We start from the raw sequence: 17685 nt of genomic DNA on the forward strand, positions 1-17685 counted from the left end.
TGGTGGGTGCGCCGCCCGACCTGGGGGTGGAGGTACTGGCGGCCGGTGTGGGCGCCGTACTGGACACGCACGCGGTGTTGCGGGCGCGGGTGGGCCCGGGGGCCACCCTGGTGGTGGGCGAGCCCGGCTCAGTGGATCCGCGGGCACTGGTCGTGCGCGCGGACGCAAGGGATGCGTCGACCGGTGATCTGGACGAGATTGCAGGTCAGGCCGCACGCGAGGCGGTGCGGCGGCTGGATCCTTCGGCCGGGGTGATGGTGCAGGCGGTGTGGGTGGACGCCGGGCCTTCCCGCGTGGGCCGGTTGGTGCTGGTCGGACACCACCTGGTCGTCGACGGAGTGTCTTGGCGGATCCTGCTGCCGGACCTGCAGGCCGCCTGCGAGGCCGTAGCCGCGGGCCGGAAGCCCGAACTCGACCCCGTAGCAACGTCGTTCAAGCAGTGGGCCGACCTCCTGACCGAGCAGGCCGCCCAGGACAGCCGAGTCGCGGAGTCGGACGCCTGGGCAGAACTGTCGCGGGTCCCCGATGTCCTGCTGGGTGAGCGGGAGTTGGACCCGGCGGTGGACACGGCCGGGACCATGACGCACCGGTCGTGGACCGTCCCCGCGCAGGACGCGGCCCGGTTGGTGAATGCGGCGCCGGCGCTCTTCCACTGCGGTGTGCACGAGGTGCTGCTGGCGGGACTGGCCGGAGCACTGGCGTGCCGGCGGCCGGAGACGGCGGGCGGCGTCCTGGTCGACGTGGAGGGGCACGGCCGTGAGCCTGTCGCCGGTACGGATCTGTCGCGCACGGTCGGCTGGTTCACCAGCAGCCGTCCGGTGCGGTTGGACGTCACCGGCGTGGATCTGGACGAGGTTCTGGAGGGTGGCGCGGCAGCCGGCCTGCTGCTGAAGGCGGTCAAGGAGCAGGTGCGGTCGGTGCCCGGGGGCGACGGCTTGGGGTATGGGCTGCTGCGGTACCTCAACCCGCAGACGAGTACGGTCCTGTCCGAACTCCCCGCCGCGCAGATCGGCTTCAACTACCTGGGCCGCTTCACCACGGGCGCCTCCACCGAGGAGGTGACCCCCTGGCAGCTGAGCGGGCAGACCGCGATCGGCGGCTCGATCGCAACGCGGACGCCCGCCCAGCACACCCTGGAAGCCAACGCGACCGTCCAGGACCGCGCCGACGGACCGGAGTTGACCGTCACGCTCAGCTGGCCGGTCGGCCTGCTCGACGAGGCGGCGGCGCAGGAGCTGGGCGAGACCTGGGCGCGCGTGCTGAGCGCCCTGGCCGCGCACACGACCAGCCCTGCGGCAGGCGGCCACACCCCCTCCGACTTCCCCCTCGTCCCCCTCACCCGGCACAGCGTGGCGGAACTGGAAGCCCGGGTGCCCGACCTGGCCGACATCTGGCCGCTGTCACCGCTGCACGAAGGCATGCTCTTCCACGCCGCCTTCGACGACGAGGGACCGGACGTCTACCAGACACAGCGCCTGCTGGCCCTCGACGGTCCGCTCGACGCGGCACGCCTGCGCGCGTCGTGGGAGGCGGTCCTTGCCCGGCATCCCGCCCTGCGGGCCGGTTTCCACGAGTCGGCCTCCGGCGGGGCGGTCCAGGTCGTCGCGCGGAACGTGGAAGTCCCGTGGCATGAGGCCGACCTCTCCGGCCTTCCGGAGCCCGAGGCCCTGGCCGAGGCCGAGCGGTTGGCCCGCAGCGACCTGACGCGGCGCTTCGACCTGACGCGGCCCCCGCTTCTGCGTCTGCTGCTGGTCCGTCTGGGCGACAGGCGGCATCGGCTCGCCATCACCTGTCACCACATCCTGCTGGACGGCTGGTCGATGCCGGTCGTCCTCAACGAGGTGTCCGCCGTCTACGCGGACGGCCGTGACACCCCGACCCTGAAGCGGGCGGCTTCCTACCGGGACTACCTGGTGTGGCTCGGCCGCCAGGACAAGGAGGCCGCGCGCGCCGCGTGGCAGCGGGAACTGGCCGGCGCGGACGAGCCGACGCTGGTCGCCCCCGCCGCCGCGGGCAGCTCGCCGGTGACGTCGGACGTCATCTGGGAGGAGTGGTCCCGGGAGCGGACCGCGGAGCTCACCGAGTGGGCGCGCTCGCGGGGCCTGACCGTGAACACCGTGGTGCAGGGCGCCTGGTCGCTGGTGCTGGCCCGGCTGGCCGGCCGTACCGATGTCGTCTTCGGCGGCACGGTGGCGGGCCGACCGGCGGAGCTGCCGGGCGTCGAGTCGATGGTCGGCCTGTTCATCAACACCCTTCCCGTGCGCGTACGACTCGACGCCGACCAGCCCGTGGTGCGGATGCTCACCGACCTCCAGGAACGGCAGGCGGCACTGATCGCCCACCAGCACCTCGGCCTGCCGGGGATCCAGCAACTCGCCGGGCCCGGCGCGACGTTCGACACCATGCTCATGTTCGAGAACTACCCGCGCGGTTCCGTCGCGCTCTCCGGTCCCGGCCGAACGCCCGGCCCGGGGGCGGCCGACGAGGTGACGATCACCCGGCTGCACACCGTGGCGGGCACCCACTACCCCCTGGCGGTGGGTGTCGTCCCCACCGACCGGCTCCGCGTGGTGGTGACCTACCGACCGGACCTGTTCGACCGGGAGCAGGCCGGCCTGATCGCCCGGCGCGTGGTGTGGGTCCTGGAGGAGATGCTGCGCAACCCGCTCGCGCCGCTGGGCCGGGTGGGTGTGCTGGGGGCGGCGGAGCGTGCCGCCGTACTGGGCGGATCGAGTGCGGCGGCGAGCGGGGCCTTGAACGGTTCCGTGCCTTCCGCGTCTTCCCTGCCTTCCGTGCCGGAGATGATCGCCGAGCGGGTGCGGGTGGCGCCGGGCGCGGTGGCGCTGAAGGAGGGCAACCGGGCGCTGTCGTACGGGGAGTTGTGGGCGGCGTCGGGGCGTGTGGCCTCGTACCTGGCGGGCGCGGGCGTGCGCCGCGGTGACCGTGTCGCGGTGGTGATGGAGCGGTCCGTCGAGGTGGCGGTGGTGCTGCTCGGGGTGTGGCGTGCGGGGGCCGCCTACGTTCCCGTGGACGCCGGCTCTCCGGCCGAGCGGATCTCGCTGGTGATGGCGGATTGCGCTCCGGCGGTGGTCGTGTGCTCGGAGGCGACGCGTGCGGTGGTGACCGACGGCACCGGCGTGCGGGTCGTGGTCGTGGACGAGCCCGGCGTCGTGGGCGAGTTGGCCGCCTGCGGGGATGCGCCGGTGGTGCGCGTCGGGCCGGCCGATGTGGCGTACGTGATGTACACGTCGGGGTCGACGGGGATCCCGAAGGGCGTGGCGGTGCCGCACGGGAGTGCCGCCGCGCTGGTCGGCGAGTCTGAGTGGCACGTGGGCACCGACGACACGGTGCTCATGTACGCGCCGCACGCCTTCGACGCCTCCATGTACGAGTTGTGGGTGCCGTTGGCCGCGGGCGGCCGGGTGATGATCGCCGAGCCCGGCATCCTGGACGGCCGGCAGATGCAGGCGTACGTCGCCGACGGCGTGACGGCCGCCTTCGTCACGGCGGGCCTGTTCCGGGCCCTGGCCGAGGAGGCGCCGGAGTGCTTCGCGGGCCTGCGCGAGGTGCTGAGCGGCGGCGACGTGGTGCCCGCCGCGGCGGTCGCCCGCGTGCGGCAGGCCTGCCCGGACGTGGCGGTCCGCAACTGCTACGGGCCGACCGAGGTGACCATGTGCGTGACCTGGCACCAGGTGCGCCCCGACGAGCCGCTGGGCTCCGTGCTGCCCATCGGCGGACCCATGCCGGGCCGCCGTACGTATGTGCTGGATCCCTTCCTCCAACCGGTGCCGCCGGGTGTGACCGGCGAGCTCTACGCAGGCGGTGAGGGGCTGGCCCTGGGGTACTGGGCGCAGCCGGGTCTGACGGCGGAGCGGTTCGTGGCGTGCCCGTTCGTGCCGGGTGAGCGGATGTACCGGACGGGTGATCTGGTCCGGTGGACCGATGGCGGCACGCTGGAGTTCGTCGGCCGTGCGGACGCGCAGGTGAAGATCCGTGGGTTCCGGGTGGAGCTGGGCGAGGTGGAGGCGGCCCTGGCCGCGCATCCCTCGGTGGCCCAGGCCGTGGTGACGGCGCGGACCGACCACACGGGAGAGCTCCGCCTGACCGGATACGTCATCCCGGACGGCCCGAACGCCGTGGACCCCGACCAGGTGCGCGCGCACGCCGCCACCCGGCTGCCCGACTACATGGTCCCCACCGCCGTCCTCGCGCTCGACGCCTTCCCCGTGACAAGGAACGGGAAGCTCGACCGCGCGGCCCTGCCCGCCCCCGAAGCCGCCGAGAAGGGCACCGGACGCGAACCGCGGACGGAGGCGGAGGCGGTTCTGTGCCGGGTGTTCGCGGAGTTGCTGGGGTTGGAGCGGGTCGGGATCGATGACAGCTTCTTCGAGCTGGGCGGCGACTCGATCATGTCGATGCAGCTGGTGGCCCGGGCCCGGCGCGCGGGTCTGGTGCTGAAAGTGCAGGACGTCTTCGCCCAGGCGACCCCGGCAGGGCTCGCGGCACTGGCGGGCACGGCGAGCGACGACGCCGTCGCGGTCGAGTCCGACGCGGGTGTGGGTGTTGTGCCGTGGACGCCGGTGATGCGGGCGTTGGGGGAGCATGCCGCGTCCCCCGAGTTCGCGCAGTGGGCAGTGGTGGGTGCGCCGGCCGGGCTGGGGGTGGAGGTGCTCGCCGCCGGCCTGGGCGCCGTACTCGAGGTGCATGCGGTGTTGCGGGCGCGGGTGGGCGAGGGGGCCACCCTGGTGGTGGGCGAGCCCGGCTCAACAGATGCGCGGGCGCTGGTCGTGCAGGTGGATGCACGGGATGCGTCGGCCGGTGATCTGGACGAGGTTGCGGGCCGGGCGGCACGCGAGGCGGTGCGGCGGCTGGATCCGTCGGCCGGGGTGATGGTGCAGGCGGTGTGGGTGGACGCCGGGCCCGCGGGTGTGGGCCGGTTGGTGCTGGTCGTACATCACCTGGTCGTGGACGGGGTGTCGTGGCGGATCCTGCTGCCGGACCTGCAGGTCGCCTGCGAAGCCGCAGCCGCGGGCCGGAAGCCCGAACTCGACCCCGTAGCAACGTCGTTCCGGGGCTGGGCCGAGCTGTTGACGGAACGGGCGGCTGATCCGGCACTGACCGGTCAACCGGACGCGTGGGCCGAGCTGATGGATGTCCCCGAAGTGGCTCTCGGCGAGCGGGAGTTGGACGCTGCGCGCGACACCGCTGCCACCATGACGCAACGGTCCTGGACCCTTCCTGCACGGGCAGCCGCCCAGCTGGTGAACACCGCGCCGGCGCTCTTCCACTGCGGTGTGCACGAGGTGTTGCTCGCCGCGCTGGCGGGTGCGGTCGTGCGGTGGCGTCCGGAGACGGCGGGCGGGGTGCTCGTCGACGTGGAGGGGCACGGTCGTGAGCCTGTTGCGGGTACGGATCTGTCGCGCACGGTCGGCTGGTTCACCAGCAGCCATCCGGTGCGGCTGGATGTCACGGGCGTGGACCTGGATGAGGTACTGGACGGTGGTGCGGCGGCCGGTGCTCTGCTGAAGGCGGTCAAGGAGCAGGTGCGGTCGGTGCCCGGGGGCGACGGCTTGGGGTATGGGCTGCTGCGGTACCTCAACCCGCAGACGGGCGCGGTCCTGTCCGAACTCCCCGCCGCGCAGATCGGCTTCAACTACCTGGGCCGCTTCAGCACGGTCGCCTCCACCGAGGAGGTGACCCCCTGGCAGCTGACCGGGCAGACCGCGATCGGCGGCTCCGCCGGCCCGGACATGCCTGCGCTGCACACGCTGGAAGCGGCCGCGACCGTCCAGGACACCCCGGACGGCCCGGCCCTGACCGTCATGCTCAGCTGGCCGACGACGCTCCTGGACGAGACGGCGGCGGAGGGTCTGGGCCGGATCTGGCGGGAGACCCTCTTGGGCCTCGCGACCCACGTATCGCCATCGGCGAGCGCACAGCTGGGTGACCCGGCGGTCGGCGCCCCGGCGGTCGGCGGGCACACCCCCTCCGACTTCCCGCTCCTCAGCCTGACCCAGCGGAGCGTGGAGGCACTGGAGGCCCGGGTGCCCGGCCTGGTGGACGTCTGGCCGCTGTCGCCGCTCCAGCAGGGGCTGCTGTTCCACGCGGCCTACGACGACCAGGGCCCCGACCTCTACGAAGGGCAGCGGATCCTGGCCCTGGACGGGCCCCTGGACGTGGAGCGGCTGCGCGCCTCCTGGCAGGCCCTGCTGCACCGCCATCCGATCCTGCGGGCGAGCTTCCACCAACAGGACTCCGGCGGGGCGGTCCAGGTCGTCGCCCGGGACGTGGAACTCCCTTGGCACGAGGTCGACTTGACCGGACTGTCCGAAGCCGAGGCGCAGGGCGGGCTCGACCGGCTGGTGCGGGACGAGCGGTCACGCCGCCTCGACGTGACGCAGGCCCCGCTGCTGCGCCTGACCCTCGTCCGGCTCGGCGAACGTCGGCACGTCCAGATCGTCACCAACCACCACATCGTCACCGACGGCTGGTCCCTGCCGGTCCTCATCGGCGAGGTGTCCGCGATCTACGCGGCGGGAGGTGACGCCCGGGCACTGCCTCCGGCGACGTCGTACCGGGAGTACCTGGCCTGGCTCGGCACGCAGGACAAGGAGGCGGCGCGGGAGGCCTGGCGGACCGAGTTCGCCGGCGCGGACGGGCCGACGCTCGTGGCACCGGAGGAACAGGGCAGGGTGCCCACGGTTCCGGCTCGGGTGGCTTTCGAGTTCACCGAGGAACTCACCGCCGCGGTGGCCGAGTTGGCGCGCGATCGCGGGCTGACCGTGAACACCGTGGTGCAGGGCGCCTGGGCCCTGCTCCTCGCCCGGCTCGCCGGACGGACCGACGTGGTGTTCGGCGCGACGGTCGCGGGGCGGCCGGCCGAGCTGCCGCGCGTGGAGTCCATGATCGGGCTCTTCATCAACACGCTGCCGGTACGGGTACGGCTGGGCGGTGACCAGTCGGTCGTCGAACTCCTCGAGGACCTCCAGCGGCGGCAGGTCGCGCTGATGGCGCACCAGCACATCGGGATGCCCGAGATCAGGCAGCTCGCCGGTCCGGGCGCGGTCTTCGACGCGCTCTTCGTGTACGAGAACTATCCCCGCCCCCGCCTGGCCGAGCCCTCGCCCGACACTCTGGTCATCCGCCCCGGAGGCAGGCCGGAGGACACCGGCCACTATCCGCTCACGCTGATCGCGGTGCCGGGGGACCGGCTGCACGGCGAACTCATCTACCGGCCCGAGGCGTTCGGGCACGACTGGGCGGAGCAGGTGACCGCCTCGCTCGGGCACGTCCTCGAACAGCTGACGGCGAATCCGCAGGCGCCCGTCGCGCATGTCGGCGTGTTGGACCCGGCCCGGCGCGAGCTGGTGGTGGACACGTGGAGCGGCACGCGTGAGCCGGTCGAGGCCGCCCCGCTGCCGGAACTGTTCCGGCGTCAGGTACGGCGCTCCCCGGACGCGGTGGCGTTGGTGTCGCGCGGCGACGCGACGGCTGCCGGTTCCGCGACGGCCGTCCCAGGTGCTGCGGGTGACCTCGATGCCGGCCACCGGACCCTGACGTACACGGAGCTCGAGACGGCCGCCGGTCGCCTGGCCCGCCACCTCGTCGACGCGGGCGTGGGGCCGGAGGTCCGCGTCGCCGTGCTGGTGCCGCGCTCGGAGGCGATGGTCGTGTCCGTGCTCGCCGTGTCCATGGCGGGCGGGACCTTCGTCCCGGTCGATGCCGGGTATCCGGCGGACCGGGTGGCGTTCCTGCTGCGGGACGCCGACCCGGCGGTCGTGGTGTGCACGCGGCAGACCCGGGGCGCGGTGCCCGACGGGTTCCGGGGACGGATCGTCGTCCTCGACGACCCGCTCGTCACCGCGGACGTGGCCCGCCGTGCGGGCGGCCCCCTCGACGACGGGGAGCGGCGCGCGGCCCTGCGCCCGGAGAACGCCGCGTACGTGATCTACACCTCCGGGTCGACCGGCACCCCCAAGGGCGTGGTCGTCACCCACACGGGACTCGCCCACCTCGCCCGGGCGCAGATCGAGCGGTTCGCGGTGCGACCGGACGCACGGGTCCTGCAGTTCGCTTCCCTGAGCTTCGACGCGGCCCTCTCCGAACTGTGCATGGCCCTGCTGTCCGGCGCCTCGCTCGTGGTGCCGGACCAGGACGGGCTGCCGCCGCGGGTGACGCTCGCCGAGGCCGTGCGGGAGTGGGGCGCCACCCATGTCACGGTGCCCCCCAGCGTGCTCGCCACCGAGGAGCGCCTGCCCGCCTCCCTCAGGACGCTGGTGGTGGCAGGCGAGGCCTGCCCGCCGGCGCTCGTGGACCGGTGGGCCGCCGACCGGCGGATGGTGAACGCGTACGGCCCCACGGAGGTGACCGTCTGCGCGGCGATGAGCCGACCCCTCGCCCCCGGCGCCGGCACCGTCCCCATCGGCAGCCCCCCGGCGAACGTACGCGTCTACGTCCTGGACGCCTTTCTCCAGCCGCTGCCCCCCGGAGCGGTCGGTGAACTGTACGTCGCCGGTCCGGGGCTGGCCCGCGGGTACGGCGGACGGCCCGGACCGACCGCCGAGCGCTTCGTCGCCTGCCCCTTCGCGCCCGGCACACGCATGTACCGCACCGGGGACCTCGCCCGCTGGACCGACAGCGGCGAACTGGTCTTCGTGGGCCGCGCGGACGGCCAGGTGAAGGTGCGCGGCCACCGCATCGAACCCGCGGAGGTGGAGAGCGCCCTGACCGCGCACCCCGCCGTCGCGCAGGCCGCGGTGGTGGCCCGCGAGGACCGCCCGGGCGAACAGCGTCTCGTCGCGTACGTCGTCACGCGGGCGCCCGGGGCGGAAGGCGAGGCCTTCGACGCCGAGGCGGGTGGTGCCGGGCACGGTTCCGAGCCGGGCAGGAGCGCGCAGAGTTCCGAGCCGCGCGGTAGCGGGCCGGGCGTGTCGTGGACCGATGAACTGGCAGCCGCCGTACGGGACTTCGCCGCCGCGATGCTGCCGGAGTACATGCTGCCGACCGCCTTCGTGCCGCTCGGCGACCTGCCCCGCACCGCGAACGGGAAGCTCGACCGTGCCGCGCTGCCCGCCCCCGACTTCGCCGGGAGGGCACGGGGACGCGAGCCGCGTACGCCCGCCGAGACGATCCTGTGTGAATTGTTCGCCGACGTCCTCGGCCTGGACCGGGTCGGGGCCGACGACAGCTTCTTCGAGCTGGGGGGCGACTCCATCTCGTCGATGCAGGTGTCCTCCCGCGCCCGGCAGGCCGGACTGGTGGTGACGCCACGGCAGGTCTTCGAGGAGAAGACCCCCGAACGCCTCGCCGTTGTCGCCGCCGCGACCGGCCCGGCCGGACCCGACGCCGAGGACGTCGCCGTCGGCGAGGTGCCCTGGACCCCGGTGATGCGGGAACTCGGCGAGCGGGTCGTCAGCCCCGGATTCGTCCAATGGGTGGTCCTCGGGGCCCCGCCGGACCTCACACGCGAGGTCCTTGTGGCCGGTACCGGCGCCCTGCTGACCACACACGCCATGCTGCGGGCCCGGGTCGCCGAGGGCGGCCGGCTCATGGTCGGCGAGGCCGGGTCCGTGGACGCGGAGGCACTCGTCGTCCGTGTCGACGCACGGGACGCGGCCGCCGACGACCTCTCCCTGGCCGCGGGCGACCTCTCCCCGGCCGCCGACGACCTCGACGCGATCGCGGTCCGTGCGGCACGCGAGGCCGTGGGGCGGCTCGATCCCGCCGCCGGAGTGATGCTGCAGGCGGTGTGGGTGGACGCAGGGCCCGAGCGGAGCGGACGCGTCGTACTCGCCGTCCATCACCTGGCGGTCGACGGCGTGTCCTGGCGGGTGCTCGTGCCCGACCTCGCTCAAGCGTGCCGGGCCGCCGCGGCCGGACGGGAACCCGAACTCGACCCGCCGGTCACCTCGTTCCGGCGCTGGGCGACCCTGCTGGCCGAGCAGGCCCTCGCACCCGAAAGGACCGCGGAACTGCCGCAGTGGACGCGGCTCCTCGACGTCGCCGAACCCCTCATCGGGTCGCGCGCCCTGGACCCGGCGGTCGACACGGCGGCGACCGTGCACCACGCCTCGTGGACTGTGCCCGCGCCGCAGGCGGCCACCCTGACCGCCACCACACCCGTCCTGTTCCACTGCGGTGTGCACGAGGTGCTGCTCGCCGGCCTCGCGGCGGCCGTGGCGTCCGGCCGGGCGGGCGGCGAGCGCCTCCTGCTGGTCGACGTCGAGGGCCACGGCCGGGAACCGGTCGACGGCGTGGACCTGTCCCGCACGGTGGGCTGGTTCACCCGTACCCACCCCGTGCGCCTCGACATCAGCGGCATCGACCTGAACGACGCCCGGACCGGAGGCCCGTCGAGCGGAGCCCTGCTGAAGGCGGTGAAGGAGCAGGCACGGGCCGTGCCCGGCGACGGGCTCGGCCACGGACTGCTGCGGCACCTCAACCCGCACACCGGACCGGCCCTGGCCGCCCTGCCGGCGCCGCAGATCGGCTTCAACTACCTCGGCCGCTTCACCGCGGGAAACCGTCAAGGAGCGCCCACAGACTGGCAGTTGACCGGTGCGATCGGCGGCGGTGCCGATCCGGACATGCCGTCCACGCACACGCTGGAGGCCGGCGCCGTCGTGGTGGACACTGCTGACGGACCCGAGCTCACCCTGTCCCTCGGCTGGCCCTCCGGCGTGCTCGACGACGCCGCCGCCCGACGGCTCGGGCAGGCCTGGCTGGACATGCTCCGCGGCCTTGCCGCCCACACCGCCGGCCCCGCCGCCGGCGGGCACACCCCGTCCGACTTCCCCCTCCTGGACCTGGCACAGAGCCAGATCGAGGAACTCGAAGCCGGGTTCGCCGACGACCAGACGTAGCCGGCCGACGGCCCTGGACCAGAACCCCGCCCTGCCGAGGAGAGAAGCGATGACCCGATCCGCAGTCGAGGACGTGTGGCCGCTGTCGCCGCTGCAGGAAGGCCTGCTCTTCCACGCCGCCTTCGACGACCAGGGGCCCGACGTCTACACCGTGCAGTCGGCTCTCGCCGTCGACGGACCCCTGGACGAAGCACGCCTTCGCGCGTCCTGGACGGCGCTGCTCGACCGGCACGCCGCGCTGCGCGCCTGCTTCCGGCAGGTCAGCGGAGCGCAGACGGTGCAGGTCATCGCGCGGACCGTGACCCTGCCCTGGCGCACCGAGGACGTGTCACACCTGCCCGAGCCGCAGGCCCGCGCCGCCGCGGAGCGCCTCGCCGAGCGCGAGCGGGCCGAGCGCTTCGACCTGGCGACCGCGCCCCTGCTGCGGGTCCTGCTCGTCCGGCTAGCCGAGCACCGCCACCGCCTGGTGATCACCAGCCACCACATCCTCATGGACGGCTGGTCCGCACCCGTGCTGATCGGCGAACTCGCCGCCCTGTACGCGAACGGGGGCGACGCCTCGCTGCTGCCCCGTACGACGTCGTACCGGGACTACCTGCTGTGGCTGGGCAAGCAGGACAAGGAAGCGGCCCGGACCGCATGGCGGGAGGAGCTGGCCGGGGCCGACGAGCCGACTCTGGTCGCGCCGGTCGCCCCCGACCGCCGGCCCGTCTTCCCCGACCACCTCGACCGCGACCTGCCGGACGTGCTCGCCGGCGCGCTGACCGAGCTGGCCCGTACCCGTGAACTGACCGTCAACACCCTGGTGCAGGGCGCGTGGGCCCTGATCCTCGCCCGCCTGGCCGGGCGCACGGACGTCGTGTTCGGCGCCACGGCGGCCGGGCGTCCCGCGGAGCTGCCCGGCGTGGAGACGATGGTGGGGCTGCTCATCAACACCCTGCCGGTGCGGGTGCGGCTCGACGGCGGCCAACCGGCGGTCGACCTGCTGCGGGACCTGCAGGAGCGACAGTCCGCGCTGATGAGCCACCAGCACCTCGGCCTGCTGGAGGTGCAGCAACTCGCCGGTCCGGGCGCGATGTTCGACACGCTCGTGATCTACGAGAACTTCCCCCGGCAGTCCGCCGGACGCGCGGGCCGGGCCGCCGTCGCGCCCGACACCCCGGTGATCCGGCCCGAGGGCTTCGCCCGTGAGGCGGCGCACTACCCGCTGACCCTCGTCGTCGCGCCCGGCGAACGCACCCGGTTCAGGCTCGAGTACCGGCCCGACCTCTTCGACCGGGCCGCCGCCGAGTCCCTCCTCACTTCCCTCGTGGGGATCCTGGAGCAGCTGGTGGCCGACCCGGCCGCGCCGGTGGGCCGCATCCGGGTCACCGCACCGGCCCTGCCCGACGCGAGTGCCGAGCCCGTCGTGACGCCGGTCCGTACGGTGCCCGAGCTGATCGCCGAGCGCGTCGCCGCCGCCCCGGACGCCGTGGCGCTCGTGGCAGAGGAACAGACTCTGACGTACGGCGAGTTGTGGGCGTCCGCAGGACGGCTCGCGGCGTATCTGGCGGACGTGGGCGTGGCCCGGGGCGACCGCGTCGCGGTGGTGCTGGAACGGTCCGCGGACGTGGTGGTGGCCCTGCTCGCCCTGTGGCGGGCCGGCGCCGTCCAGGTACCGGTGGATCCCGGGAACCCGACCGAGCGGGTGGCAGCGGTCCTCGCGGACTGCGGAGCCTCTGCGGTGCTGTGCACGGGTGCGACACGCGCGGTGGTGCCGGAGAGCGCGACGGGCGTCGTGGCGCTCGACGACCCGGGGGTGCGGGCCGACGTGCTTGCGCACGGGGCTGGTCCGGTGGTCCGGGGTGGTGGGCTTGCGGATGGGGCTGATCCGGGGGTGCGGGGTGGCGTGCTCGCGGATGCGGCTGGTCCGGTGGTGCGGGAAGGCGCGCTCGCGGACGGGGCCGATCCGGTGGTGCGGGAAGGCGCGCTTGCGGACGGGGCCGATCCGGTGGTGCGGGAAGGCGCGCTTGCGGACGGGGCCGATCCGGTGGTGCGGGAAGGCGTGCTCGCGGACGGGGCCGATCCGGTGGTGCGCGATGGCGTGCTTGCGGACGGGGCCGATCCGGTGGTGCGCGATGGCGTGCTTGCGGACGGGGCCGACCCGGCCGGGCAGGCCGACCTGCCCGAGCCGGGGACCGCCCCGGCCGCCCTCCCCGTCACCGCGCACGACGTGGCGTACGTGATGTACACCTCCGGCTCGACCGGGGAGCCCAAGGGCGTCGCGGTCCCGCACGGGAGCGTGGCCGCGCTGGTCGGGGAGCCCGGCTGGCGTCTCGCGCCGGACGACGCGGTGTTGCTGCACGCCCCGCACGCCTTCGACGCCTTCCTGTTCGAGGCGTGGGTGCCGCTCACCGTGGGCGCCCGCGTGGTCGTCGCCGGTCCCGGTGTGGTCGATGCCCAGGAGGTGCGCCGGTACGTGGCCGGCGGCGTCACGACGCTGCACCTCACCGCCGGCACCTTCCGGGTGCTCGCCGCCGAGACTCCCGGGTGCTTCTCCGGGCTGAGGGAAGTCCTGACCGGCGGCGACGTGGTGCCCGTCGACGCGGTGGCGCGGGTGCGCGCCGAGTGCCCCGAGGTGGCGGTACGGCATCTGTACGGGCCCACGGAGACCACCCTGTGCTTCACCTGGCACACCGTGCGGCCCGGGGACGAGGACCTCGCCGTGCTGCCGGTGGGCCGTCCGCTGCCCGGCCGCCGGGCGTACGTGCTGGACGCCTTCCTCCAGCCGGTGCCGCCCGGGGCGACCGGCGAGCTGTACCTGGCGGGCGCGGCACTGGCCCACGGCTACTGGGATGCGCCCGGGCGGACCGCGGAGCGGTTCGTGGCGTGCCCGTCCCTGCCCGGCGGACGGATGTACCGCACGGGTGACTTGGCCCGCTGGACGGACGACGGCGAGCTGGAGTTCGCGGGCCGCGCGGACGCGCAGGTGAAGATCCGGGGCTTCCGCGTGGAACTCGGCGAGGTCGAGGCCGCCCTGACCGCACACGCGGCCGTCGCCCAGGCCGTGGCCGTCGCCCGCGACGACGGTCCCGGCGGCCGGCGCCTCGTCGGCTACGTGGTCCCCGCCGCCGGGGAGGCCGTCGATCCCGACCGGTTACGTGAGTACGTCGCGCGGCGCCTGCCCGACTACATGGTTCCGGCCGCCGTCCTCGCCCTGGGCGCCCTCCCGGTCACCCGCAACGGCAAGGTCGACCGCAAGGCGCTGCCCGCCCCGGACTTCGCCGCCCGCACCACCGGACGCGGGCCGCGCACGGCCGCCGAGGAGCGGCTGTGCCGTCTCTTCGCCGAGGTGCTCGACCTGGAACGCGTGGGCTCCGAGGACAACTTCTTCGAGCTGGGCGGGGACTCCGGCCTCGCCATGCGGCTCGCGGGCCGGATCCGTGAGGAGTTCGAGGCCGAACTGCCCATCCGGCAGTTCTTCGGCTCGCCCACCCCCGCCGGGGTCGCCCGCCTCCTCGCCACCCGGGCCCGCCCCGTCCTCGCCGCCGCGGGACCCGACGCGGACGGGGCGGACGCGCCCGTCACCGCGGGCCAGCTGCAGACCTGGCTGACGTCCGCGCTCGACGACGAGGCGGGCGTGGACCGCATCCCGGTGGCCCTGCGGCTCACCGGCGAACTGGACGAGCAGGCGCTGCGCTCGGCCCTGACCGACCTCGCGGCCCGCCACGCCGTCCTGCGCACGGTCTTCCCGGGCACCCGGAGCACAGACCTGCGTCAGCGGATCCTGACCGTGGAGGAAGCGCTGGCCGCCGACCCGCTTCCCGAAGAGGCGGTCGACGAGAAGGAGTTGACCGGCGTCCTCACCGAACGCACGCGCCGCCCCTTCGACCTCTCCCGCCGAACCCCCTGGACGCGGTACCTGTTCGCCCTGTCGGACAGCGACCACGTGCTGCTCCTCGTCGTGCACCGGATTGCTGCCGACGAGGCCTCCGTTGAAGTCCTGCTGCGCGACCTGGCCACCGCCTACACCGCCCGCCGTGAGGGCCGCGTGCCCGAACGGGCCCCGCTGCCCGCGCAGTTCGCCGACTACGCCCGCTGGGAGCGGGAGCTGCTCCAGGGCGAGCAGGCCAGGGAGAGCCTGGCGGGCGACCAGCTCGACTACTGGAAGAACACCCTCGCCGGCATCGACGTCGAACTCCCGCTGCCCGCCGACCGCCCGCGCCCGCAGGTCGCCTCCCACCGGACGGGCGCCGTCCCGCTGCGCCTCGACGCCGACCTGCACGCCCGCCTCGCCGACCTGGCCGAATCCGCCGGCGCGACGCCGTTCACCGTGCTGCACGCCGCGCTCGTGGCCCTGCTCGCCCGGCTCGGCGCCGGCGACGACATCACCGTCGGCACGCTGACCCCGCGCCGCGACGACCCGGCCCTCGAAGGCGTCGTCGGTCCCTTCGCAGGCCCCCTCGCCCTGCGCGGCGACGCCTCGGGGAACCCCACCTTCACGGACCTGCTCGCCCGGGCCCGGGAGACGTACCAGGAGGCGGCCGCGCACCGGGACGTGCCGTTCGAGCGGCTGGTGGACGTGCTCGGCCTGCCGCCCTCCCTGTCCCGCCACCCCGTCTTCCAGGTCATGCTCGACGTACGGGACGACATCGCCGACGCCTGGGACCCCTGGGAGCTGCCCGGTCTGCGCACCGTCCGCCTGGAGACGGGCCCACGGGCCACCGAGACCGACCTCTCCCTCGATCTCGCGGAACGCTATCTGGCCGACGGCGACTTCGGCGGCATCGACGGCCAGGTCCGCTACGCCACCGACCTGTTCGACGAACCCACCGTCACGGCGTTCGCGCACCGCCTGACCCGCGTCCTGGAACAGGCCGCCGCCGACCCGGAGGTACGGCTGAGCGGGCTGGACGTCTTCCTGGACGAGGACGAGCGCCGACGGGCGGTCGACCTCGGCAACGCGACCGCGGCGCCGCTCCCCGAGACCACCGTGGTGGAGCTGTTCGCCGCGCAGGCCGCGCGCACCCCGGCCGCCCTGGCCGTCCTCGACCAGCGGATCCCCGGCATGTACGAGGCGTCCATGACGTACGAGACGCTGGACGCCCTCTCCGACGAGGTGGCCCGGCGTCTGGTGGCGGCCGGCGCGGGCCCCGAGCGCGTCGTCGTCGTGGCGATACCGCCCACTCTGATGCTGGTGATCGCGCTGCTCGGAGTCCTCAAGTCGGGGGCCGCCTGCCGCTTCACCGACCCGGCCCGCCCCTGGGAGGGCGACGACCGCAACCGGCCCGCCGCCCTGCTGTGCGACGCCGCCGGACCCGTACCGGAGGACGCCGACGTCCCCGTCGTACTGATGGACGACCCGGTGACGGGCGGGACGGACGAGGACCGGCCGCCTTCCGACGAAGCGGACTTCCTGTCCCCTCAAGGAAGTTGGGCGGACCCGAGCGGCGCCGAACGGCTCCTGCGCCCCGACCACCCCGCCGTGGTGTTCGACAGCGCGACGCACCCCGGTGCCGCGGCGGTCGTCTCCCACCGCGCCCTGGTCAACCAACTGGCGCACCGAGCGCGGACCGCATCGGACGCGGACCTGCTGCGGCTGGACAGCAGCGCCCCGGCCGCCGACCTCGTGACACCGCTGCTCGCGACGCTGTGCTCAGGAGGCCAGGTGACCCTGGGCACGGCACAGGCGACACCGCCCGGCGCCGGCCAGGGCGCAGCGGAGTTGGGCGGCCTCTGGCTGGAGGACGACGGCGGCACCGGGACGGACGCGAGCGGCGAGCAGCCCTCCACAGGACGCCAGGTAGCCAACACCCGCGCCTACGTCCTGGACGACTTCCTGCACCCGGTACCCCCCGGCGCCCTCGGCGACCTCTACCTCGCGGGCCCCTCACTCGCCCGTGGCTACCTCGGCCGCCCGACCCTGACCGGCGAGCGATTCGTCGCCAGCCCCTTCGGCGCTCCGGGCGAGCGGATGTTCCGTACCGGGCACCGGGCGCGCCGGGACCCGGCGGGCGGGCTCACCCTGCGGGCCGGAACCGACCCCACCACGCGACGCGGTCGCGCGGGCCGGGGCCCCGGCACCGCCCGCGGTGACCTGAACGTCCTGCTGCCGCTGCGCCCCGAGGGCAGCCGCCCGCCCCTGTTCTGCATCCACCCCGGCATGGGGCTCAGCTGGGGGTACGCCGCCCTCCTGCCGTACCTCCCCGGCGACGTACCGGTGTACGGCATCCAGGCCCGCGGCCTCGCCCGCCCCGAGTCACTGCCCGGCAGCATCGAGGAGATGGCCGCCGACTACGCGGGCGAGATCCGTGCCGTACAGCCCACCGGCCCCTACCAGTTGCTCGGCTGGTCCATCGGCGGCACCCTCGCCCAGGCCGTGGCGGCCCGGCTGGAGGAGCTGGGCGAAGAGGTGGCGCTGCTGGCCCTGCTCGACGCCTACCCCAGCAGCTCCGCCCGGTCCCGGATGCGCGGCGAGGAGGGCGGACCGGAGGACGGCTACGCCGTGCTGCGGCAGGACGAGGGCGGCATCGCCGACCTCTACCGCTCGACCGGCCTGAGCGAGCAGTCCCTCGCCAACCTGGAGAAGGTGCTGCGCAACATGGCCGGCTTCACGCCCGACCACACCCCGCGCACCTTCGGCGGCGACCTGCTGCTCTTCGTCGCCACCGAGGACCGCCCCGAGGACCTGCCGTTGACGGACGCGGTCGCCGCCTGGCGGCCCTTCGTCGGCGGACGGATCGAGTCGCACGAGATCGCCGTAAACCACTACGACATGCTTCAGCCCGCGCCCTTGGCGCAGATCGTGCGCGTCGTCACGGAAAAACTCAGGAAGGACTCATGA

The 17685-nt window shown here is 74.3% G+C and carries 2 protein-coding genes; both read left to right on the forward strand.

From position 1 onward, the window contains the following. Positions 1-10862 (forward strand): amino acid adenylation domain-containing protein (locus tag ACZ7L6_RS35335; protein ID WP_471931167.1); only part of this gene is annotated, 10862 nt, incomplete at its 5' end. Between the two features lie 49 nt (positions 10863-10911). Beyond that, positions 10912-17685, forward strand: coding sequence for a condensation domain-containing protein (locus ACZ7L6_RS35340; protein WP_471931169.1), 6774 nt, complete (start codon positions 10912-10914; stop codon positions 17683-17685).

It is taken from the genome of Streptomyces sp. NPDC107522, from assembly GCF_055657525.1.

Excerpts from the sequence above, each read along its gene's own strand:
- ACZ7L6_RS35340 (WP_471931169.1), top strand. The coding sequence starts at position 10,912 with ATGACCCGATCCGCAGTCGAGGACGTGTGGCCGCTGTCGCCGCTGCAG.